17 protein-coding genes are annotated in these 22,365 nt (G+C 45.6%); 7 read left to right on the top strand and 10 right to left on the bottom strand.

The window, feature by feature from the left end; all coding sequences use genetic code 11:
- Nucleotides 1-44: 44 nt before the first annotated feature.
- The 4 genes from ACO0KZ_RS15980 to ACO0KZ_RS15965 all read right to left on the bottom strand — a co-directional run bounded on the left by ACO0KZ_RS15980 (nucleotide 45) and on the right by ACO0KZ_RS15965 (nucleotide 3,142).
- On the bottom strand, nucleotides 45-521 hold the full coding sequence (locus tag ACO0KZ_RS15980; RefSeq protein ID WP_422996978.1) for a DUF2269 family protein: 477 nt from the start codon (nucleotides 519-521) through the stop codon (nucleotides 45-47).
- Between the two features lie 32 nt (nucleotides 522-553).
- Nucleotides 554-1,885 carry an SDR family oxidoreductase gene (locus ACO0KZ_RS15975; RefSeq protein ID WP_422996976.1) on the bottom strand — a complete coding sequence of 444 codons (1,332 nt, stop codon included), beginning with the start codon at nucleotides 1,883-1,885 and terminating at the stop codon, nucleotides 554-556.
- A 75-nt stretch (nucleotides 1,886-1,960) separates the two neighbouring features.
- Nucleotides 1,961-2,434 (bottom strand): thiol-disulfide oxidoreductase DCC family protein, encoded by a 474-nt coding sequence (locus tag ACO0KZ_RS15970; RefSeq protein ID WP_422996974.1) that lies wholly within the window; start codon nucleotides 2,432-2,434, stop codon nucleotides 1,961-1,963.
- A gap of 177 nt (nucleotides 2,435-2,611) precedes the next feature.
- A complete protein-coding gene (locus tag ACO0KZ_RS15965; protein ID WP_422996972.1) occupies nucleotides 2,612-3,142 on the bottom strand; it encodes a GbsR/MarR family transcriptional regulator in 531 nt (176 codons plus the stop codon).
- Nucleotides 3,143-3,656: 514 nt separating this feature from the next.
- On the opposite strand from ACO0KZ_RS15965, the gene ACO0KZ_RS15960 reads away from it, so the two are divergent.
- The gene (locus ACO0KZ_RS15960; RefSeq protein ID WP_422996970.1) at nucleotides 3,657-5,390 is read left to right on the top strand and encodes an ABC transporter permease; all 1,734 of its coding nucleotides are present in this window, start codon (nucleotides 3,657-3,659) and stop codon (nucleotides 5,388-5,390) included.
- 18 nt (nucleotides 5,391-5,408) lie between these two features.
- On the top strand, nucleotides 5,409-6,716 hold the full coding sequence (locus ACO0KZ_RS15955; RefSeq protein ID WP_422996968.1) for a nitrate/sulfonate/bicarbonate ABC transporter ATP-binding protein: 1,308 nt from the start codon (nucleotides 5,409-5,411) through the stop codon (nucleotides 6,714-6,716).
- Nucleotides 6,717-6,798: 82 nt separating this feature from the next.
- Here ACO0KZ_RS15955 and ACO0KZ_RS15950 read toward each other — a convergent pair whose 3' ends face one another.
- The 4 genes from ACO0KZ_RS15950 to ACO0KZ_RS15935 form a co-directional block, all read right to left on the bottom strand.
- The gene (locus tag ACO0KZ_RS15950; RefSeq protein ID WP_422996966.1) at nucleotides 6,799-7,497 is read right to left on the bottom strand and encodes a hypothetical protein; all 699 of its coding nucleotides are present in this window, start codon (nucleotides 7,495-7,497) and stop codon (nucleotides 6,799-6,801) included.
- Between the two features lie 167 nt (nucleotides 7,498-7,664).
- Nucleotides 7,665-9,275, bottom strand: a complete 1,611-nt coding sequence (locus ACO0KZ_RS15945; protein WP_422996964.1) for a diguanylate cyclase domain-containing protein — start codon at nucleotides 9,273-9,275, stop codon at nucleotides 7,665-7,667.
- 19 nt (nucleotides 9,276-9,294) lie between these two features.
- A complete protein-coding gene (locus ACO0KZ_RS15940) occupies nucleotides 9,295-9,744 on the bottom strand; it encodes a hypothetical protein (protein WP_422996962.1) in 450 nt (149 codons plus the stop codon).
- Nucleotides 9,745-10,155: 411 nt separating this feature from the next.
- A complete protein-coding gene (locus ACO0KZ_RS15935; RefSeq protein ID WP_422996960.1) occupies nucleotides 10,156-11,193 on the bottom strand; it encodes an NADP-dependent oxidoreductase in 1,038 nt (345 codons plus the stop codon).
- A 221-nt stretch (nucleotides 11,194-11,414) separates the two neighbouring features.
- Between ACO0KZ_RS15935 and purU the strand changes: the two genes are divergently transcribed.
- From purU to ACO0KZ_RS15920, 3 genes are all read left to right on the top strand, one after another.
- Nucleotides 11,415-12,281: a formyltetrahydrofolate deformylase gene (gene purU / locus ACO0KZ_RS15930; protein WP_422996958.1), complete on the top strand. Its 867-nt coding sequence runs from the start codon at nucleotides 11,415-11,417 to the stop codon at nucleotides 12,279-12,281.
- A 26-nt stretch (nucleotides 12,282-12,307) separates the two neighbouring features.
- Nucleotides 12,308-12,850: a YaeQ family protein gene (locus ACO0KZ_RS15925; protein WP_422996956.1), complete on the top strand. Its 543-nt coding sequence runs from the start codon at nucleotides 12,308-12,310 to the stop codon at nucleotides 12,848-12,850.
- A 247-nt stretch (nucleotides 12,851-13,097) separates the two neighbouring features.
- Entirely contained in the window at nucleotides 13,098-17,156 is a 4,059-nt protein-coding gene (locus tag ACO0KZ_RS15920) for a two-component regulator propeller domain-containing protein (RefSeq protein WP_422996954.1), read from the top strand.
- Nucleotides 17,157-17,213: 57 nt separating this feature from the next.
- Here ACO0KZ_RS15920 and cysK read toward each other — a convergent pair whose 3' ends face one another.
- Nucleotides 17,214-18,188, bottom strand: a complete 975-nt coding sequence (gene cysK / locus ACO0KZ_RS15915; protein ID WP_422996952.1) for a cysteine synthase A — start codon at nucleotides 18,186-18,188, stop codon at nucleotides 17,214-17,216.
- A 480-nt stretch (nucleotides 18,189-18,668) separates the two neighbouring features.
- Here cysK and ACO0KZ_RS15910 point away from each other — a divergent pair, with 480 nt between their 5' ends.
- Nucleotides 18,669-19,043: an RDD family protein gene (locus ACO0KZ_RS15910; RefSeq protein WP_422997236.1), complete on the top strand. Its 375-nt coding sequence runs from the start codon at nucleotides 18,669-18,671 to the stop codon at nucleotides 19,041-19,043.
- Between the two features lie 80 nt (nucleotides 19,044-19,123).
- Nucleotides 19,124-19,549, top strand: a complete 426-nt coding sequence (locus tag ACO0KZ_RS15905) for an MAPEG family protein (RefSeq protein ID WP_422996950.1) — start codon at nucleotides 19,124-19,126, stop codon at nucleotides 19,547-19,549.
- 112 nt (nucleotides 19,550-19,661) lie between these two features.
- Here ACO0KZ_RS15905 and ACO0KZ_RS15900 read toward each other — a convergent pair whose 3' ends face one another.
- Nucleotides 19,662-22,166, bottom strand: a complete 2,505-nt coding sequence (locus ACO0KZ_RS15900; protein WP_422996948.1) for a penicillin acylase family protein — start codon at nucleotides 22,164-22,166, stop codon at nucleotides 19,662-19,664.
- Nucleotides 22,167-22,365 lie beyond the last annotated feature (199 nt).

Below are 22,365 nucleotides of genomic sequence, written 5' to 3'. Positions count from 1 at the left end.
CTCAATAAATCAACGAGGGGCAAATCAATGATTTACCCCCATCATTACATCCACAATCCCGGTTTGTTCACCATCAAATAAAATACACCCACCATCGCCAAGAACGCTGGGTAGCCTAAGGCCTCCCAATAGCGAGCATATTGCCAATAAAGTGGCGCTAATGTCTGTTGTTGCTCATGGGCAGATTGCGCCAGTTTTTGCATTTTAATCTGTAGCCAGACCACTGGCAGCCAGCAGATTCCCGCAAGAAAATACAAGCCCAAAGACAATAAAATCCATGGCGTGTTTAAAGACCATCCTGCAAGATGTGCCAATGCAATTCCGCTGAGTGGTTGAATGATAACGGCCGGTGTAGTGAAGCACCAGTCTGCAAGTACTACTAGACGTGTAACGATGGCAATCGTCGCGACGTTTTTACTACGATTACAAAAGTAGAGATAGAAAGCAGAGCCGAAACCAGTGCCGACCAATAGCACGGAGGAAACGATGTGCAGGGTTTTGAGTAAGAGATAGGTATTCATTTTGTGCTTGACTGAGTCTTTAGCTGTATTTTTTAATTTGTTGCCCGTTTTTCGCTCGCCACCAAGACAAACAAGATCGTTAGTATTGCCAGATTTTTGAGTATGGGCGCGAATGGATGTATGAGAAATTCAGGTAAACACGCGGCAATGATGAAAGAGTAGCCGAGTATCAAAACCGATTGAAACAGCCATAAATTTCGGTGCGGACGACTGAGTGTCGCGATCCCTAATAGCATATCGATGCCGCTTGCTAGATATAGGACTATGGATGCTGATTCTCCATTGATTCCGACTTGCGCGAGCAAATGTAAGCTATCTTCTCGTGGATAAATCCAGAGTGAAATAATGCCGGTGCTGATCCACAAAAAGGCAAGCATCAAGCGAAACAAAAGCTGCGACCAATTTGCTATCGCTGCTGCAGCGAGAGCTTGCGTGTGTTGATTGGTAAACCAATCATCTGCTCCTCTTAGTGTTTGCCCTACAAGTTCTGTAAAGCCTAGACTGTCTGCGACATTGCCTTGTTCCAGCATTTGCAGCGTTTCTGGCGCAAAGACTTTTTGCGGTAAATGACGCGCAAGACTGGCGCTGATGTGCATTACCGACATTGGTATTCGGACGAACATGGCAGGCGGCAAATTCATGGCGTGACGATAATGCACTAACATCTCACGATAACTGATAGGTTTCGGTCCAACCGCACGAATAATCTGATGCGATACAGCATTCTGATTTTCAATCTGCGACAACCAAGTACGCACGCACAAACAAAGATCATCAATATGTACGGGTTGGAGCTCTTGTTCACCATTACCAGGCAAAGCGATGACGGGTAGGCTGGCGAGACTGCGGAATAATTGGCTACTAGCGCCATCAATCCCGACAATTAAGGAAGGTCGCAAGATTAAATGTGGACACGCAAGTTGGCTTAGAAATTGATCTGCTGCACGTTTGGTTTGTAAGTAGCTGCTCAGTTGTGTTGGTTCGACAGATAGGTTGCTGTGCTCGCGATCATCTGGCCCCAGTGCTGATATCTGTAAAATACCATGTATACCTGCATCGTTTGCTGCTTGAAATAGCGCAATTGGTGCAGCTTGATGAATTGCGGTAAAAGGCATTTCTTTAGTCTGCATTAAGATACCAACTGCGTTGATGACGATATCGACGGTGCCTAACGCGGCTAAGCGTTTTTTCCAAATCTCGACTGAAATATCTTTGCCATAGTCGATCAGTAATTCGCGCTGCCGCTCTGCCGTTTCGCTGCTGAATTGATGTACGCCGTGAATGACTTCATGCCCGGCTTGTTCCAGCGTTCGACTCAAATGGCGACCAACAAAACCGTGTGCGCCACAGATTAGAATTTTCACGCTTTCCCCCTAGGTCTCAGTGATGATTTATTGATGAATTAAAGTTGCGAGGCAGACGCGTTTGCAAAACGCATGCTAAGCGTCGCTCTGTTCATTGTTTTTAGGTAGGGGACAACTACCATTTTTACAAACTCGACTATTGTGTAGTGCACGTTTCGCTGCACGATCTGCGGCAATTTTGAATAGAAGGCCTGAGACTCGGTTGGATAAGCGATAGCGATTGCGGGCAACATGAATATAGGCCCAATCAAACAGTGGTTTAAGTACAGGCAATCCGGTGGGCGCGGTAATCCAGCTCAAGCCAACAGCACCGTAAGCTAAGCGGAATACTTCGACACCTTTCGCAAAGCTACCGTCCGGACGCATAGCATGAATGATTTCCATCATTTCTTTTTTACTGGCGGGATATTGACTGTCATCAAAATTTACTGCAGACACATCGATAAAGCGCAATAAATCCTGATCGTTACGCGCTTTCAAGTTGTCGATTTCTAGTTTGCAGAGAGGGCATGATTCGTCATAGAGCAAAGTGAGTGGGTAGTTGTTCATGATGTTTCCTTTGTTTACGAGTTGATGGTGATTTTTAAATAAAGGCTTTTTTGTTTGAATCGTTTTTACTGCTATCTCATCAATTAATTATTTTATTTCTGTAATTTCTGTCTGGAGAGAAATATATGTTCAAAAAAATGCATATCGCTTGCCCCCTCGATACGCATCGTTTAAGGTCTACTTTTCTTCCCCACGTACAAACTGCTGCACTTTGGCGCCCATTTTGAGTAGTTTCATCAAAGTACTTGGTTCTAGGCGTAGCATTTCATCGGTCCAGCTTGTTAAGGTCTTCATCAACGCTAACGTCTCTGCAATACGTGCTTTGCTGGCGCGGTCTTCTTGATCAATATCTGGGCTATCTAAACAAGCTTGCAAAGTCGCTATCGTGGGATTGAATTCGCGTTCTTTACGTTCACGCACCACGGTGCGGAACAATTCCCAAACATCGAGAGACGTTTCAAAATGCGCACGACGGTCCCCCATGACATGTGCAAGTTTGATCAGCTTCCAGTTTTGCAATTCTTTGAGTGAATTTGATACATTCGACCGCGCAACACCAAGAGTATCGGCAATCTCTTCTGCAGTGAGAGGCGTGCCAACGATGTACAGCAGCGCGTGAATTTGACTGACTGTACGATTAACACCCCACATGGTGCCCATTTCGCCCCAGTGCAATATGAATTTTTGTTTGACAGGTGTAAGTTCCATGGCTGCAGTGTAGGTTCTTCTCTAATTTCTGTCAAGACAGAAATTGGAGAATTATGTGTGGGTGAAAAACAGCAAAAAAGGCCAGTGCCTAAAACCTGCAGCGAAAACTTTTGATGTGTAGGAATTAGGAATTTTCGGTCAGTTACAAATTTTTTCAATTGTCATTTTTTTGCGTTGCAATAGAAAGTTCTCTTGTGTTATCCTGCAGACTTTATTTTTCAGCGAGTTCACTGTGGATAGTTATAGTAGTCGATCTTATGTCGACCTTATTCTGGCAAGCTAAACACAGTTTTCTGTTGCTACTTGCCAGTCCTTGGCAGGTAGATGAGAGCCGCTCCGGCTTCTCCTCTATTTCCTTTTTTGTACACCTATTTTTCGCCTAAGACATTCGTCTTGAGTTGGCTTTAGCTAATTTTTGTCGTTCGCTTTCGAAGCTTGTCTTGGAAAATTTGACTGAGTCATGTCAGGCCGACGTTTGCATCGTGCGCACCTGGCATTTGAGCAGAGAGCTTTTATGTTTGAATTATTTAGCCAGCAAAAAACACTACGTGTTCTGCAGGAAAAGGGTCCTAATCGTTGGGACTGGGCTTTGTTGCCTATAGTGTTAGCGATCATTGTGGCGTTCGGATTTGCGGCGATGCAGATGAGTCGCCCCTTCGTTGTTGGTGAAATGCTAGATATTTCACTTGATCCTACTTACTTGCCGTATTACCTGTTGCGCACCATGCTGCGCATGTTTACTGCGTTGGCTTGTTCCTTATTGTTTAGCCTGGCATTTGCAGCGATTGCAGTGAAATATAAAGCGGCTGAACGCGTAATGATTCCCTCACTGGATATTTTGCAGTCGGTACCTATTCTGGGCTTCCAAGCAATTGCGATTGTACCTTTTATTGCCCTATTTTCAGGTGATTTACTGGGCGTTGAATGTGCCGCGATTTTCGCAATCTTTACCTCGCAGGCCTGGAATATGGCATTTAGCTTGTATCAATCGATGCGCAATGTACCTGCGGAGCTCAATGAAGCCGCAAGGATTTTTCGGCTATCAGGATGGCAGCGTTTTTGGCGTCTTGAGCTGCCCTTCGCAATGCCAGGATTATTATGGAATATGATGATGTCCATGTCAGGCGGCTGGTTTTTTCTGGTTGCAGCTGAAGCAATTTCCGTCGCGGGGCAAGACATTAAATTGCCAGGCATAGGCTCTTATATCGCGGTGGCGATAGATGCAAAAAATGGATGGGCGATTGCGTGGGCGATTCTGGCGATGTTGGGAGGGATAATCGTGTATGACCAACTATTCTTCCGACCTTTGCTGGCGTGGGCGGATAAGTTTCGTTTCGAAGAGTCGCAAGGGGATACAGCGCAGCAATCATGGATGCTTGACTGGCTACGCAATAGTTCGTGGTTTCGCGATTGGTCATCTGCGTTCTGGCGACAACTGAGCAAGGCTTTGTCATGGTTTAAATTGTCTTATGACGGTAGTTCTTCGCGTGCGAAGATGAGTCCGCATTCTTTGGTATGGGACAAACTCTGGAACATCGGTTTGTTATTGCTAGCCACATTGGTCACATATCGCCTCGTGGTATTTATTCATAGTGATGTGGGGTGGCGTGAAGTTGGTCATGTATTTGTACTTGGCATGATTACGCTGTTGCGAGTGATGGTATTGATTGCATTGGCGTCATTGATCTGGGTGCCACTCTCAGTGTGGATAGGTTTACGTCCACGCTACTCACAAAGGGTGCAAGCCCTCGCTCAGTTTCTGGCGGCATTTCCTGTGAATTTGATGTTCCCGGTTGTGGTGTTTGCGATGTTGAACTGGAATTTGAGTCCGAACATCTGGCTTAGTCCTTTGATGGTGTTTGGTACGCAATGGTACATCTTGTTCAATGTGGTATCGGGGGCGGCTGCAATTCCCAATGAGCTACGTTTGGCAGCGGATAATCTGGGCTTACATGGTTGGTTGAAATGGAAACGGGTTTATCTACCAGCGATTTTTCCTAGCTACATTACGGGTGCAATTACGGCCAGTGGCGGTTCCTGGAATGCCAGTATCGTGGCTGAATATGTTACTTGGGGAAAGACAACTTTAATTGCCGATGGCCTTGGTAGCTATATCAAGCAAATGACAGAAGCGGGTGATTTTCATCGTATCGCATTGGGTGTCAGCGTGATGTGTATATTTGTGATGCTGTTAAATAGGTTTTTCTGGCGTAAGTTATATTTGTTCGCAGATGAACGCGGCTTTTGAGATAGAAAGAAAAAAGTGATGGTACAGAAAAATTTAATCGAGCTAAAGGGAGTGAGCAAATCCTTTAAGGCAGCGGACGGTAGTGCTCGACTGGTATTGGATCAAGTGGACTTCAGTTTGAAAGACGGTGAAATAGTCGCTTTGTTAGGTAAATCAGGTTCGGGTAAATCAACTCTGCTGCGAATCATGGCGGGCTTGATTCCTGCTGATCAAGGCCAGATGACTTATCGTGACAAAGCAATATATGGTCCGGTCGCGGGTATTGCTATGGTATTTCAATCTTTCGCGTTATTCCCTTGGTTGACGGTGCAACAGAATGTGGAGCTGGGACTAGAGGCGCAAGGCGTTCCATCTGTAGAGCGTGAACAGCGTGCTGACGCTGTACTTGAACTTATAGGCTTGGCTGGGTTTGGTGGTGCCTTGCCACGTGAGTTGTCGGGTGGCATGAAGCAAAGGGTAGGCATAGCGCGTGCCTTGGTGACCAATCCTGATGTGCTATTGATGGACGAAGCATTCTCTGCTTTGGACGTGTTGACCGGCGAGACGTTGCGTAACGATATGTTGGAGCTGTGGCGAGAGGCTAAGGTATCAACTAAAGGCATTTTGGTGGTGTCGCACAATATTGAGGAAGCGGTCATGATGGCTGACCGTGTAATTATTCTAGGTAATGATCCTGGACGTGTGCGTTGTGAGATTAAAGTGGATTTGCCGCGTCCACGTGATGTCGATTCGTTAGAAGTGCGTGCTTTGATCGATGAAATTTACGGTTTGATGACGATGCGTCATACACATGAAACGGCAACTGGAGAAACCATACACCACCTTGGATACCGCCTACCGGATACGGATATTAGCCGCATTGAGGGCGTCTTAGATTTGCTGGCTGATACGCCATTTAACGGTCGTGCGGATTTGCCACAACTGGCTGCTGAAACTGAGCTGTCCGACGAAGAGTTATTCCCGACCTACGAGGCACTTAGTTTGTTAGGGTTGGCCTTGGTGGAAAAAGGTGACATCAGTTTGACGGCGCTCGGCGAACGCTATGTCTTCGCGGATCAGGCCAGTAAGCAAGAACTGTTTGGACAGCAATTGTTGGCGCACGTACCTTTGGCAGCGCATATCCGCCGTAATCTTGAAGCAGAGACGAACGGTAGTTTAGCGGAAGCGCCATTGCTGGAATTGCTGGAAGAATTTATGAAAGAAGATGAGGCAAAACGCGTGTTGGAAATCGCCGTTGAATGGGGGCGCTATGGCGAAGTCTATGAGTATGATTATCACACAGGACGACTAACCTTGCCCGATTTTGATGACGAGCGACTTCCCTAAATGAAGTAGCCTGTGCGGGTGCCACCCTCATTAATGAACAGATATAAATTGATCGCTTTGCTAAGATTTATTTTGCGCTGCTTTACTTGCAATGATCGGTTGCGGCTTGATAAGCAACCACGAATAAAGACAAAATGCTACCACCTTGACGCAGGCAATCTGGCTTTGCCGCACGATTGGCGGCACCTTGAAATTGTTCGTATTTGCTGGCTGGAGTGTTGATTAAAGTCTTATTGCTCGCATCAGCCATTTTTTGAATATCAGATTTACTTGCTTCGTAAGCCGCTCTAATTGCAGCGCTATTAGGTTTTCCTGGCATCCCGGAAATTGAAGAACGATCTTTACTGATACCGAGCGTGGCTTCTTGTGGGCTGTTATTGAAGAGTGGGTCACTGCCTGTCACATCTTTCACTGTGATTGACGTTGGCGTCGAATCAGAACTTTCTATATCCGTTGTGCGTTGTTTTGCCGTTGAGTTGGTTTTGAGGGACGTAACTGGCTTCGCAGTTTTTGTTATGGTGTTTTCAGCGGGGCTCTTTTTAGGTACTTCGTTTGCTCGTGTTTTGTCATTCTGCTTAGTGGGCGATTTGATCCATGTCAGGATCAGCTCTCGCGTAGCACCCAAGCGACTCTTTTGATCTATGCTGGCGTGTATGGATTGCTGATTAAATTGTGCAAAGAAACACTGTGAAATGGTAACTGCTGCGGCGAATGCAAAGGCGCGTTGTGTTTTGGTCTCGGGCTGCCAATGGCTTTGGTAGGTAAGCAAAATTTCAGACACTTAAGTTGGCTCCAATAAAAGCAAGAGCATAAGCTTAATCCCATTATTCTACTAGTCGAGTTCTTAGGTATTGCTGGGCGCAACTTGCGGTACTGCCTTGCGGCATCGCTTGATTTCGATGTGTAGTTTTGCTTGAATGATCGTGCCTTGCAATCTGCGTCAATTGATTAGCTGGGGCTATAAATGTGGTATTGATTCTTGCCCGATTTCTTAGCCACATACATTGCTTCATCCGCCTGTGCCAGGATAGTACTTTGTTCGAAGTCTGGCGTACTGGCGAAAGCTATGCCCACACTTGCGCCAATCTGAATTGCCGTCGTGTTTTCAAAAATAATCACTTTTGCTGCCGAGCTAGTAATTTTTTCTGCGATCGATTGGACTTTGTCTAGTTGATCGATGTCTTTAAGAACAACGACGAATTCATCGCCACCAATCCTTGCTATAAAATCGGACTTCCTAACGATTTTTGTTAAGAGCTGTGAAAAGTGGCATAACACTTTGTCGCCAATTTCATGACCAAGCTGATCATTCACTTCTTTAAAGCCATCAAGGTCTATCATCAGCAAATAAAAACTGTTGATAAGGCCGCCGTGCATTTCAAAGTGAATTCGTGCCATGGCTTTTTCAAAACCGAGTCGATTGGCGATTCCTGTCAGGTAATCCGTTACCGCAAGTTGTGTCGCGGATTCTTCAATTTGCTTTCTCTCTGTAATGTCGTTGACTAAGCCCTGTAATATCCCATTTTCAACAGCACTGAGTACCAAATTGATCCACTTTTTTTGGCTAGATGTACCAACTTCTATCATAAAATCTTCGGATGCAACTTGTTCCGCATAGCTTGCGTTTTCCAACATACTTTGCAATCGCAATGCATATTCATTTAAATTATTGACTAAGCTATGTTTGATTTTGCTAGGATCCGCATCCAAAGGGATGGCGAATAGACGTAAATAGGCGGGATTCGAGGAAATAACTTCGCCATCCGGTTTCAATAAAAATATGCCGGTTTCAGAATTCTCAAAAATCGCTTGGAATTTTTTTTCACCAATCTGATGGCGTATGCGCAATTCGCGTTCGTCTTCCAAGAGATTAAATAGTTTAGAAAACAGCGTATTGACATCTCTTACCAGTTGTCCAATTTCATCGTGCTCGTTGCCAGCGGGTAAGGACAAGCTCGCGTTCGCATTGGGCGGTAGTCGATGTAGTCTATCGGAAATGGTTTTGATCGGGCGGGTAATTTTGTACGTGACGACATAGACTACCGCGCCAGCCATGATTAGTGCTTGTAATAGCAACAGATAGGCAGTGATACGAGCCTTATTATTGATTTGTCCTCGAATAAAAATGAGATCTGGAGTTAGCTCAATCTGGCAGACCAATTCATTAGGATTGAATGGAGAGTAGAGCGGGCGTTGTATGAATAGTTTTGACTTGTCATCTAAACGCAGCAAGCCCTTTTCTTGTACGCTCTTGTTTTTGCTTAAAGCGGCGAGTGTCTGCTGTTCAGAATATATTTTGACGCTGGCGACATCCTGGTTGCTCAGCAAACCTTGCGCAACTTCTTTAGCCAGATTGGCATCAAACAGATAGCAAGCGATACTGACGGTGTTCTCTACAGTGCTGAGTAAGCTATTCATGCGATTCTTCACTAATTCTCGCTCAGTGTTTGATTCCCAAAAATATGTGAAAGCAGCAAAAATCCCACCGACAAACAAAGTGATTGCCAGAACTATCGCGCTGCTACGAACAACAATACTGGTACGAAGTGAGCTCAGCATGCTTTCTTGTGGTGTTAGCTTAACGTAGTGGATCGAAAACGACTTTAACACGCTTATCAATTTTTGTTCGTTCTATATAGGCAATCGCACCTCGTCTACGAGTGACGATTTCAATGGCTTCTTCTTGGCTCTTGACTTGCCTTGGTGGCGAACCTTGACCGGAGAATACAAGTCTGGCCCAATACGAACTGATTTCTGAGAGATCTTTATTTACCAAGACGCTATAAAAATGAGCCTTCACAGCGAGAGGATTTTCTAAATCTAAAGGCATGGCAGTAATGCCCGAGGCCAATTTGCGATTTCGCCCCATATAGACGTTAATTACCTCATCTTTACTCATTTTAGTTATACCCGACCGTAGATTAGCAATGACGACAAAATCACTTCCCGCAGCGCGTTCGCTAGCAGAGGCTCCCACCGTCAGAGCGGCTAACAATATAAATAGTCGTCGTTGTCGATACATGGTCAAAATAGTCGGTTTTTCCTCAATTAAAAATAAATTTAAAACTGATGACGATGCTCTTGTTTCTGCGGAATTCCTTGGTAGTCAAGTGTGCCGAAGTCATGGAATTTGAACGCAGGGTCTGGTTCCTCTGCACCGGACGCAGCGCTTATGAAAAATAGACTGGTGACGGATCGCCGTAGAAAAAATCCTTCATAGGACCTCATTCTGAACTGAAAGACTTAGTGATGGTGTTTAGCCATTAAAGTGCCCAAGTATCTCAATCCATATTACACAGGTGCAATACGGCTTGCAATCTCTAATTGGTTTTGCCAGAGTGTCTGTCGCCGTATTGCAAACTGTGTGGGTGCGATGTGCTTGATTTTTGCTTCTTTGTGCCTAAACGCATTCGCGTCTAGCTATCTTACTTACGTCACTTCACTGATCGTTTGCCACTTGTAAGATCAGTTTGCCGAAATTTTTCCCTTCAAACAGCATCATGAGCGCGCTCGGGAAATTGTCTAATCCTTCAACGATATCCTCGCGTGTGTGAAATTTACCTGCAGCCATCCAGGCGCTCATTTGCTGAACCGCTTCAGGATAACGTTGCACGTAATCGAATACTACGATACCTTCCATACGCGCCCGATTGACCAGTAGCGACAAGTAGTTAGCGGGACCTTTTATTTCAGAGGTATTGTTGTATTGTGATATCGCACCACAGATGATGATGCGAGCTTTTCGATTAATGCGGGTGAGCACCGTATCTAAAATCTCACCGCCGACATTGTCAAAGTAAATATCCACGCCATCTGGGCAGTGCTGTTTCAATCCGTCTTTGACGGCGCTGTTTTTATAATCTATGCAGGCGTCAAAGCCAAGTTCATTGACGACAAAATCACATTTGTCTTTACCGCCAGCGATGCCCACCACACGACAGCCGAGTTGCTTCGCCACTTGACCAACGGTCTGACCCACTGCGCCTGCTGCGCCGGATACCACAACCGTTTCACCTGCTTTGGGCTGGCCGACATCTAACAGACCGAAGTAGGCCGTCATGCCAGGCATGCCTAGGGCATTTAAAAATTTAGGGAGCGGCGCTAATTGAGGATCGACCTTGTAAAATCCGGCATACGGATTATCCGCTGCACCTTGCCAATATTCCTGTACACCTAGACTGCCAGACACATAGTCACCGACTTGAAAGCGTTCGGATTGCGACGCCAGTATCTGACCTATACCGCCAGCACGCATGACTTCGTTGATTTCTACTGGGCGAATATAGGATTTACTCCCATTCATCCATCCACGCATTGCCGGATCGATCGACAGGTATAAGGTTTTTACCAAAATCTCACCCGGTTTTAGGTCTGTGACAGCTTCTTCGGTATGTTGCCAATCGCTATCTTTCGGAAAACCTACCGGTCGGGCAGCTAAGCGTATCTGACGATTGATAAGAGGCGCATGTATAGGCATAGTAGAAGCTCCAAAAGTAAGGTTGGTGAAGCTCATGGCGGAAATCCACAAGTAAAGTGACTATACCTTAATAAGAACGACTGTGCTTTTATTTGTGTTTATCATCATTCGCACTGATTCCTGCTCAATCAAGATAAAAAAACCGCTTGAACATGAGACAATGTTGCTCGCGAACTAGCCTCTATTTATTATCTTAAAAATAATTAATTTTTCTAAAATTTATGCATCCAGAATATATCCTGACTTTGGCATGTCCCGATCAGCGCGGCATTGTGCACAGTGTTTCCGGTTTCTTGGCGACCCATGGTTGCAATATTATTGACTCGGCCCAATTTGGTGATGCCCATTCGCAATTGTTTTTTATGCGCGTGCATTTTTCGCTGGACGATGCAGCGATCAGCGATCAAAGACTGCGCGCGGAGTTTGCTGAGGTGGCCCAGAGTTGGAAGATGGAATGGCAACTGCATGACGCGCATCATAAGCCACGTGTGGTTTTGATGGTGTCCAAGATAGGGCATTGCCTTAATGATCTATTGTTCCGCTATAAGTCTGGGTTATTACCAGTCGAGATCAAGGCGATTATTTCGAATCACACCGACTTTTATCAATTAGCCGCTAGTTACAATATTCCTTTCCATCATTTACCTTTGGCGGCAGGTGCTAATGCTGAGGCAAAAGCCGCGCAAGAGCGTAAGGTCTTAGACGTGATAGACGGACATCAAGCCGAGCTGGTGGTGTTAGCCCGTTATATGCAGATATTGTCGAACGAAATGTGTCAGGCGCTCAGCGGTCGCGCGATTAACATTCATCATTCTTTCTTACCTAGCTTTAAAGGGGCAAAGCCTTATTACCAAGCGCATGACCGAGGCGTGAAGTTGATTGGTGCGACAGCGCATTTTGTGACCGGTGATTTGGATGAAGGTCCTATCATTGAGCAAGATGTGGAGCGTGTGGATCACGCGATGGATCCGGAAAAACTCACTGCAATCGGACGTGATGTTGAATGCGTGGTGCTGGCACGTGCAGTTAATTATTTCGTAGAACATCGCATACTCTTAAACGGTCATAAGACCGTCGTTTTTAAATAAATTCAAATAAATCTCTAAAAATAACAATGGCACTTAAATCAACAATTTATAAAGCAGAACTGAATATTTCGGACATGGATCGCGGCTATTATGCGGACCATAGTTTGACGATAGCACGTCATCCCTCAGAAACTGACGAACGCATGATGGTGCGGGTAGTGGCATTCGCTATTCATGCCACCGAACGCTTAGCATTTGGCAAAGGCATTTCCGACACTGAAGAACCTGATTTCTGGGAAAAAGATTATACCGACGCGATTTTGTTATGGGGTGAAGTCGGACAACCCGACGATCGTCGTTTATTGAAAGCTTGTGGGCGCGCAGAGAAAGTGGTGGTCTATAGTTTTGCCCATGCCAGTAGCATCTGGTGGAAACAAATCAATAGTCGTTTAGATCGCGCTAAAAATTTATGTGTGAAAAATATTGCCTCTGATACCAGTCAAGAACTAGCCAAGATGGCACAACGTACGATGCAGTTGCAGTGCACCATACAAGACGGGCAAATCTGGATGTCGGCAGGCGAACAGTCGGTACAGATCGATTTGGAGACTTTTAAAGATTTTGGTTAAAGTCTCGGCATTGTCGTAAATTTGTAGGCATTTGCGTTTCTTTATTTCATTGTTGTTCAAATCGTGCTTACAATGCATTATCGCAAGACATTACGCGCTGAAGAGTGCATGAGTATCCTGATAAATTTTTTATAAAGTAAACGCAATATAGAAATAACTTGGATACCTCGACGAGTGATGTGAATCAGCTAAATTGATTTGTTGAAAGCATCGCTACTCCTTACGGTTACACCGGATGGGCAGACAGATGAGACGCTACAGTATTTTATTAAGTGCTGTTTTATTTCGCTTCTGCTTTGTGCTGCGTGGCCAACTTTCCTACTTACTATTGGCCACCGCACTTATCATTATTCAGATAAATGCGGTGGCGCGCGCCGATTCAATTCAATCCCTGCGTTTTAGTCATTTGACCCAAGAGCATGGTCTGCCTAGCAGTAGCGTGATGAGTATGCTGCAGGATAAACAAGGCTTTATGTGGCTGGGTACGGCAAATGGCTTAGCCCGCTATGATGGGCGTCAAATCAAAGTTTTCGGTTACGAAGAAAAAAATACGAGAACGATTAGTAATCCTTTGGTCACGGCCTTGCTCGAAGATGATGACGCCGTGTTGTGGTTGGGCACCCGATCTGGTTTTGATCGTCTTGACTTGCGCTCCGAAACGGTACAACGACAAGAAATACCAGCAGATATCAGCTTGCAAAATCGGCGAGTCAGCGGCATTGTTGCTGGCGATAATAAGAAAATTTGGGTCGCGATGTATGGTGGGCTCTATCAATTTGATACAAAAACACGCCAGTTCACGCTGTGGAAATCAAATGATGCGCGCCTTCAAGGTCGGATCTTTGTGATTATCAGTGATATGCAAGGCGGGGTCTGGCTGGGGCAGGGTAATCACGTCGCTCATATTGATAAAAATGCCCAGCTGAGTTTAGTGTTTAGCACCATTGATATGACAACTGCGAGAGAGAGTAGTACTGTCGATCTCCAAGTACGCAGTTTGGCGTTCGATGCGCAACAGCGATTGTGGGTGGGTATGGAAGGTGATTTGCAAATCTGGCACGTTGATCAGAATCGTCCGCGCCGCGATCCCTTACGCAATCAGTTTGTGTTAGATCCTGTGGTTGTTCGCACACTACTAAAGGATAGCGAAGACTCAATGTGGATTGGACAAGGTGGTCAGAGTGGTATCAGCAAATGGGCCAATGGCAGTCAAAAAATTACACAATATCGGCATAGCCGGGCAACTCCTAGTAGTCTTAATTCCGGGGCGGTGCAAAGTGTTATTCAGGACAGTAATGGTAGCCTATGGGTGGGCACGAGTGATGGCGGTGCAGCACAAGCCGATTTGCGTAGTAAGCGCTTTAGTTTGTATTTGAATGAATCGGTCGGAGATAAAAATTTAGCTTCGCCTGTGGCAATGGCGATCAGCTTTGTATCTGATCATGTGGCGTGGGTAGGTACCTATAGCAATGGCCTGGTTCATTTGAATTTAGATAATGGAGAAGTAAAAAAAGTCCCTGACAGCGTGATGCCGCTATCTAAAATTAAAGCGCAATTGCTAGCACCTGATGGCAAATTATGGATAGGTGGTGATGGTGGTTTATTTGCATTCGATACGCAACGGCAGGTGAGTCAAGAGATCGCTCTGAATAATCAATTAGCAGCTGGTGCTTCGATCAGTTCGCTGGTACTTGATCGTAATGGCGATCTGTGGGCCGGGAGCGCTTTAGGTTTGTATCGAATAAAAAATTCGGTTGGGCGAGATGTGTCGGCGCGCTATGAGGCAAAAATCTATCGCAACGATAGAGGGATCGCTGGCTCCTTGGGAAATGATGTGGTGGATAGTTTGCTAGTAGATGATACTGGCAAACTATGGGTGGGCACGAAAGGCGGCCTCTATTTGTGGCAAGCCGCTACTGAAACCTTTCTCGCTCCGATACGTCCTGATAAGCTTGTGCCACAACCAGAAAAATTGGCCATACAAGCCATGCGACAAGATCAAAAAAAACGGCTTTGGCTGGCAACTGAAATCGGTTTGTTCGACATTGCAGAAATTCAAGGCGCGTGGCAGTTGCGATCTTGGTTGCAGGCAAAAAATATGCCTCGGACAGGTTTTGATTCTATACAAGATGCCGCTAATGGGGAAATTTGGCTAGGTAATGATCTCGGTTTAACGCGTTTAATTCCAGAGCAAAATACAGCACGTTTTTATCCAGCATTGACGCACTTTGGTGCCGGCATAAATTTTGGTGCAAGCGCACGCGGACCAGATGGTAGTTTGTATTTTGGGACTAAAGGCCTGATCCGTTTTGTGCCGGAACAGCTGCGTGATAATTTGCGAGCGCCTAAAGTCGTATTGAGTGATATTTTAATTTTTAACCGTTCATTGCGTTCTGCAGGAACGACGACGAAGTTAATGGACCAAGCCGAACAAAAAAGTGTCGATGGTGCAGACAACTTGTGGCGTAAATGGACAAATAAAATTAGTGGGCAAAATCCGGAACTCGCTAGCTTGGAGGAAGTAGGTATTTCTGGCGCTCTGCATCTGGCGAAACAAATCAAGCTCACCCATAAGCATGCGATGGTGAGTTTTCAACTATCTGCCTTGCAATACTTTAACCGTAATCAAAATCGTTATGCGTGGAAATTAGAAGGATCAGATAGCGATTGGATTGAAGGCTTAGGTGAGCAAGGAACTGCAACATACACAAATTTAAATCCAGGTCGTTATCAACTGTTTGCTAAGGCAGCTAATCCAGATGGTGTTTGGAGTGACAGTACTTTGTTGTTAGAAGTCGAAGTGTTGCCGCCATTCTGGCGCACCTGGTGGTGGTACTCAATGGTATTTTTGGCCGTCTCTTCAGCAATTTTTGTCATCTACCGTATGCGGGTGAAAAGGTATAGAGCGAATCAAACCTACCTCGAACACGAAGTCACAGCGCGTACAGCCGAAGTCGTCGAGCAAAGAGAAATCGCCGAACGCGCAAAGCAAGATATTGCTTTATTAAGTGCCATCGGCCGTGAAATTACCGGAAGCTTAGATTCAACGATGATTCAACAAGTGCTTTATCAAAATATCAGTAAACTCATTGAGTCCATGTCATTCGGAGTTGGCATGGTGGATTGGGATAAACGTCAAATTGAGTTTCGCTTTATGGTGGCAAATGGAAAAATGGTTGAACCCTATCAGCGTAGTCTTGATGCAGCGGAGCAGCCTTCTTCACAATGTGTACTAAGCGCTAAAGAAATTAAGATTGATGAGTATCAATTCGATAATCGCTTACAGGATTCGGTTAATCGACAATATGTATCAGCAAATAGTCGAGGTTTGCGTCATGTCGATGAGAGTGAACCACCACAGGCGAAGTCGGGTATCTTTGCACCTATGATTGTGAAATCCAAAGTGATTGGCGTACTTTGCTTGCAGAGCGAGCGTTGCTATGCATTTACATCCAGAGATTTGGATATTTTGCGTACCCTCGCAGCGTATTCTGCGATTGCTTTTGATAACGCGGAAGCCTATCAATATCTGCAATTGACACAGGCGAAATTGGTTGAGCAAGAAAAACTGGCAGCTCTAGGTTCCTTGGTGGCGGGTGTGGCTCATGAACTGAATACGCCTTTGGGTAATAGCTTGTTGACCGCCAGCACTATGCAAGAAATGAGTAGTCGATTTTTGGCAGAAGTCGAGACTGGTAAAATGCGTCGTTCTAGCCTCGACGTATTTGCCCGTGCCACCGAAACCTCTAGCACATTGTTGGTCCGTAATTTATCCACGGCATCTGATTTGATCACCGGCTTTAAGCAAATTGCGGTCGATCAAACCTCTGATCAAAGACGACAGTTTGATTTAAGAACAGTCAGTGAAGAAATCGCCTTAACGATGTCAAATCGAATAAAGCGAGAAGAACATGAGTTAAAGATTGATATGCCTGAAGTGATACTCATGGATAGTTATCCAGGGCCATTTGGGCAGGTGTTAAGTAATATGATCATGAATGCGATCGTGCATGCATTTGACGAGCGCAAACACGGTGTAATGAGCTTGAAGGCAGAATTTATCGATGACAGACAGGTGCGCATTATTTTTAGCGACAATGGGCACGGCATCAGTGAATCAAATCTGAGTAAGATATTCGATCCTTTTTTTACGACACGCTTAGGGCAAGGTGGCAGTGGCTTGGGTCTGCATATTTGCTACAACATCGTTCATTCAGTATTAGGCGGCAGTATAGAAGTGCGCAGTACTATCGAGAGTGGTACCAGTTTTGAAATTATTTTGCCGTTGACCGCACCTGACCGTTAAAAAGACTCGTTAAAGTTTAATACTAGGGCGCTGTGCACACCCTAGTAAATCTAACCATTAAATCGCGATACCGCTCGCATCAAAATAACCATCAAATAAAATCGAACTCAAGTAACGTTCACCAGAATCGGGCAAAACCACAACAATCGTCTTGCCAGCATTCTCAGGTAACTGGGCTAGACGCACTGCCACAGCTGTCGCTGCGCCGCATGAGATGCCCGCCAAAATCCCTTCTTCTTTTGCCAGGCGCTGCGCAAAAGCGACGGCGTCTTCGTTGCTGACTTGCTCAATCAGATCAACCAAAGACAGGTCCAACACATCAGGTACAAAACCGGCACCGATACCTTGAATTTTATGCGGTGCAGGTTTGATCTCTTGGTCATTGCGTTTTTGCGTCAATACCGGACTTGCGGTCGGTTCAACCGCTACGGTCAAAATCGCCTTACCTTGGGTTTGCTTGATGTAGCGAGATACACCGGTAATGGTGCCGCCCGTGCCCACGCCAGAGACAAAGATATCGACCTGACCTTCAGTATCATTCCAGATTTCTGGACCAGTTGTTCTTTCATGAATTGCCGGGTTGGCTGGATTTTTAAACTGTTGCAGCAAGACATAACGATCAGGATCGCTGGCACGAATTTCTTCAGCTTTAGCGATCGCGCCATTCATGCCTTTTGCACCTTCCGTCAAGATCAGTTTGGCACCGTAGGCGACCAATAGTTTACGACGCTCGATACTCATCGTCTCAGGCATCGTCAAGGTCAAGGGGATACCTTTCGCGGCAGCGACAAACGCCAGCGCAATGCCGGTATTGCCGCTAGTGGGTTCGATCAATTCTTTACCCGGGCCAAGCAAACCACGCGCTTCAGCATCTGCCACCATCGCAGCACCAATCCGGCACTTCACCGAATACGCAGGATTACGACCTTCAATCTTCGCCAACACAGTGGCGCCAGCACCATCCGTAATTCGGTTTAATTTAACTAAAGGGGTACGACCGATAGAATCGGCATTATTTTGATAAACAGGCATAAGTTCCTCAATGCAAAAGGGTACTAACAAGGATATTGAGGATAAGTGATTTTCTGTGATCCTCAAAAGAATATAAGGGCATATCCTTATATGGTTTTAATAGCCACATGTTAGGAGGTACAAACTAAATCAATTAATGCAATTAAATTTCGCGTTTTGAAATGGCGGTGCTAAGTAAGATTAAGGCGCTATACACCTTTGAGAATAAATGCTTTCATGTAAATACTATTTGTGTACAATGCGTGGAACTTAGTTGACGAATTTTACAAAAATTTTTATTCCTCTAAGCGCTGTAAATACTGGTCGAAACGTATGTGAGGCGACGCTTGATGCTTTCTGTGGCGATTTGCTTTAGGCTAAAATTTGATTGCTCTCTTTGTCGCCGTAAACCTTAATTAGGTAGTCAATGATGGAAAACAAAACGATTGAAATGGAAGCCGGCGCAACAAGACCTCTGGCACACGATTTCAAGGTCAGTTCATTGATGGATTAGTTACATACTTTGTTGGCTATTCAGTTTTTTTCATGTTGAAACTAGTGATCGATGCAGAATCTGCTGGGTATGCGGGAATCGTAATTGGTATGTTGTACTTCTTGTTTTCAGATTCACTTCCTAATGGACAAAGTATAGGCAAGAAACTGTTAGGCTTGAGCGCTGTGAGTAAGTTGGATTTTCGTCCATGTACTCCAGTACAATCTTTTTTTAGAAATATTACGTTCCTATTTGGTATTCTTGATTGGATTTTTATTTTTTTTGGTTCGCACCAACGCTTGGGTGATTTTCTTGCGTCTACAATTGTCAACAAGATAGAGAAAAAACGGTCTAATTCTGGCGCGGTGACTAGCATAGCGTAATCGTAAATTTTCAAGTTTATGAAAGTTGATTTTATGTTCGGGCTCGGCGGGATGTTTAAATTGAACGCTCGAGAAATTACATGGCACAACTAGAAACCCTTATGCAGCATCCTCTAATCATCCCCATGGCAAGCCACGTTGCCCTATGCGCATTCCTCTATGTCTTGCTCACAATCGCGCGTGCCCCGACTATCTGGGGTGTATGTCGCCGCACCGATGGTAGTAATCCTTGGGCAAAATTTGAACCTCGTATCAGTGCAAATTTATCGAATCAGTTCGAATGGCCCTTGTTCTTTTATGCGGCGGGTTTGTTGCTGGTTCACGCACCTGTTATTTCGTCCTCAGTTGCCTTGGCGTGGGTGTTTGTTATTGGTAGAGTGCTGCACAGTTTGGTTCAGATACTGACTGCCAATGTCAGACTAAGGGGATTGATCTTTACGATTAATTTTCTTGCGGTTCTTGGACTTTGGGGGGGTATTGCTTACCGTTCTGTGTGGGCTGTTTAAGTTTTCGTATTTGAGCTTTTGTTTGTAAGCCTGAGCGTGCGAATGCGCGACACTCATTTTACCTGATGGTTAAAACACTGAGTGATAACATAACTCAGTGTTTGCCTCAGTTCTATTTCACAGGAATTAGTTCAAAACGCTGCCCTGTATTTTCCTCTACCGCTTTTCGTGAATACAGTAGAGGAAAATAGTCACCGTTTGCCCATGATGCAGCTAGGTCTCGGTAATGCGGACTGGCAGGATCACCTGATTGTCCCGGTGTATTGATTGCGCGTGAATTGTCCCAATTTCCTACATCGATCACGACACGGAATGACGGACCATTTAATTGTACGAAGTCTTGCAGGCGGAAGCTGGATTGATTGACTGTATTTGCACTGCCGCCACGTGGCAGATTGCCGACGTCGAATTGAGCCCGGGTATTGGGATCAACAATCGCTGACATTGCGTGTTTGAAGGGAGTTTTTTGTAGTGCGCCCCAACGCCAGTTTTTGGTGTCTTTGCCCTGTAAACGTTCTAAACCTTGGTAGGCCATGCTTAAGCTGCTTAGCAGCAATTCGTCGCGTGCGGCGCGTGCGATTTGTGAAGTATTGCCAAACTGCGCAGGGAAGTGACTGACGCTATCTAAATTCTGCAGCATGCGCGTCATATCTGGCATGCTAGTGACTAATCCAGTTTGGCTTCCTAACATTATATTTTTGTAGGCGGGTGCCAGCGTCTGTGTCAGCCAGACTTGAAACAAAGCGGCCGCCGGTGAGTCGGCATGTTCGAAGTAATCCCAGTCTTTGAAAACAGCCAGCGCTTTTTGCTGGGTTTCATCTTTGTTTTTTAGCGTATTGCTTACACTCATGACTAACGTAACTAAGCGCTTCGCAGGCAACGAGAATACATCATTTTGCAAACGCATAGAGTCTTCGATAGAGATTTTTTTGTCTTGCCCTAAGACCTCGGCTATACGCTGGTAGCGCGCCGGAAGTGGCCACTCAAAACCGAGCTTGCGGTCTTTCTGTGGATAGTCTTTGGCCAGATTCATTTCGTTGGCCGATGCAAACCAACCGGATCGTGGGTTGTAGCTAGAGGGCAGCTTGTCTCCCGATAAGAATCCTGACCATTCGTAACGCCCATCTCCCGGCACGGGCAATAGTCCATCCCAATTACGTCGTATTGGTGTCATTCCGCCAGGTGCCCAGCCTATATTGCCTTTGGTATCTGCGTAAACTTGATTCAGGGTTGGAGCGCCCCAGTGCAGCATGGCTTTTTTAAACTGCGCAAAGTTATTCGCACGCATGTAATCGACGCTGCCAAAATAGGGCGCCATGCCCGCCTGTAACCATGCGGTACGCACCGCGAATGCCCGATTCTTGTCAGACTCAAGATAGATCATCGGGCCATGTCGTGTGAAGGGGAGATAGACTTGTTGATCGGGCTGACCTTTAATTTTAAAAGTCTCGCTGTGTTGAATGAAGTTTTCCCATTTTCCTTGGTATCTGTATTGCTGAGGATTGCTCGGATTGAGTTCGTACACATATAAGTCTTCCTGATCGATCGCCATGATCGTCAGACCAAACGCGATACTGCCATTGTGACCAATAGAGATGCCAGGCAGGGCTGGTTCGCCGGCTCCAATCACATCTAAACCCGGTGTGCTCAAATGGGTGATGTAACGCAATGAGGGCGTGGAGTAGGCCCGATGAGGATCGTTCGCCATGATGGCCCGCCCTGTGCTGGACTTGGCGGGGGCAATGACCCAGTTGTTACTGCCTTCTTGCGTTTCGGTTCCGGTGTCGTACCCTAGCATAGCGAGTGTTGTCGGCTGGGTGGTTTGGCTTACACGTCTGCTGTTGGCATCGAAAATGACATTTTGCGTGGCTAGTGTGAATTGGTGCAACACATCATCGGGTAAGCAGGGATCTAAACCCGCTGGCACTTGGGTTTTCCAGTCGTGGCTTAAACTTTGTCTGACTTCATCAAGCGCTAGATTCCCAGTGCAGGCTAATTTGGCCCGCGCTACTTCTGAAGTCAGGTTACGAGTCAAACCATGACTGCGTATCCGCACTACATCTTCGACTTGCCATTTAGCCGGCTGATACTGCATGACTTTAAACTCAGGCGGCAGCGCTTCAGGATTCTTGCTCAAGTAATCTATGTAAGCATTGATTCCCGCGACGAAGCTCTTACTTAGTGTCTGCGCCTGACTGCCATAGACAGCCCATTCTTGTTTCATGTCACCACGATATAAGAAAGCGCGTGCCGCTTTATCTTGTTCTAAATACGACGGGCCAAACACTTCAGCGAGCTGTCCTAGGCCACGCCTGCGCCACAAATCAATTTGAAATAAACGATCTCTGGCGACATTGAATCCTTGGGCAAAAAAGAGATCAGCTTCGTTTTCAGCGTAAATATGTGGAACACCCCAGTTATCGACCAAAATTTGCGCTTTGCTCTGTAAACCTGGTAATTGCCAACTTTGTTTGATTTCTGTTTTGACAGAGCTGTTTTGTGCGCTGGATATCTGCGGCAGCAATGTCAGAAGTACTGCGAATCCTAGCCTTAACTTCGCAGTCGCGTCGATATTGAATAATTTTTTGCTTGAAGCTAGTGCGCGTGATCTTGGCATGATGTCTGTTCTTTTTTGCGCTATTTGGCAATGCGTTTAGTAATTCTTGATCTTTGTTTAGTGCTGCTGATCAAACTATGGTTTAACTTAAGACGTCGAGTATAAGCGCAATTAAAATGATTTCACTCCTTGATTTACGCAGTTCGTCGCAAGATGTTTGTTTTTCACCAAGTTGAAGCGTAGCATCTGATGCTGCTAA

Source organism: Undibacterium sp. Di24W, from assembly GCF_049340325.1.
Classification (GTDB): Bacteria; Pseudomonadota; Gammaproteobacteria; order Burkholderiales; family Burkholderiaceae_D; genus Undibacterium.
The sequence above is the reverse complement of the archived record's forward strand: the minus strand, read 5'-3'. Positions and strand labels throughout refer to the sequence as shown.

What these genes read in the sequence shown, in the direction of transcription:
- ACO0KZ_RS15905 (WP_422996950.1), top strand. Translation starts at nt 19,124, where the DNA reads ATGGCACAACTAGAAACCCTTATGCAGCATCCTCTAATCATCCCCATG.
- ACO0KZ_RS15925 (WP_422996956.1), top strand. Translation starts at nt 12,308, where the DNA reads ATGGCACTTAAATCAACAATTTATAAAGCAGAACTGAATATTTCGGAC.
- ACO0KZ_RS15920 (WP_422996954.1), top strand. Translation starts at nt 13,098, where the DNA reads ATGAGACGCTACAGTATTTTATTAAGTGCTGTTTTATTTCGCTTCTGC.
- ACO0KZ_RS15935 (WP_422996960.1), bottom strand. Translation starts at nt 11,193, where the DNA reads ATGCCTATACATGCGCCTCTTATCAATCGTCAGATACGCTTAGCTGCC.
- ACO0KZ_RS15960 (WP_422996970.1), top strand. Translation starts at nt 3,657, where the DNA reads ATGTTTGAATTATTTAGCCAGCAAAAAACACTACGTGTTCTGCAGGAA.
- ACO0KZ_RS15970 (WP_422996974.1), bottom strand. Translation starts at nt 2,434, where the DNA reads ATGAACAACTACCCACTCACTTTGCTCTATGACGAATCATGCCCTCTC.
- ACO0KZ_RS15980 (WP_422996978.1), bottom strand. Translation starts at nt 521, where the DNA reads ATGAATACCTATCTCTTACTCAAAACCCTGCACATCGTTTCCTCCGTG.
- ACO0KZ_RS15965 (WP_422996972.1), bottom strand. Translation starts at nt 3,142, where the DNA reads ATGGAACTTACACCTGTCAAACAAAAATTCATATTGCACTGGGGCGAA.
- ACO0KZ_RS15955 (WP_422996968.1), top strand. Translation starts at nt 5,409, where the DNA reads ATGGTACAGAAAAATTTAATCGAGCTAAAGGGAGTGAGCAAATCCTTT.
- cysK (WP_422996952.1), bottom strand. Translation starts at nt 18,188, where the DNA reads ATGCCTGTTTATCAAAATAATGCCGATTCTATCGGTCGTACCCCTTTA.
- ACO0KZ_RS15945 (WP_422996964.1), bottom strand. Translation starts at nt 9,275, where the DNA reads ATGCTGAGCTCACTTCGTACCAGTATTGTTGTTCGTAGCAGCGCGATA.
- purU (WP_422996958.1), top strand. Translation starts at nt 11,415, where the DNA reads ATGCATCCAGAATATATCCTGACTTTGGCATGTCCCGATCAGCGCGGC.
- ACO0KZ_RS15900 (WP_422996948.1), bottom strand. Translation starts at nt 22,166, where the DNA reads ATGCCAAGATCACGCGCACTAGCTTCAAGCAAAAAATTATTCAATATC.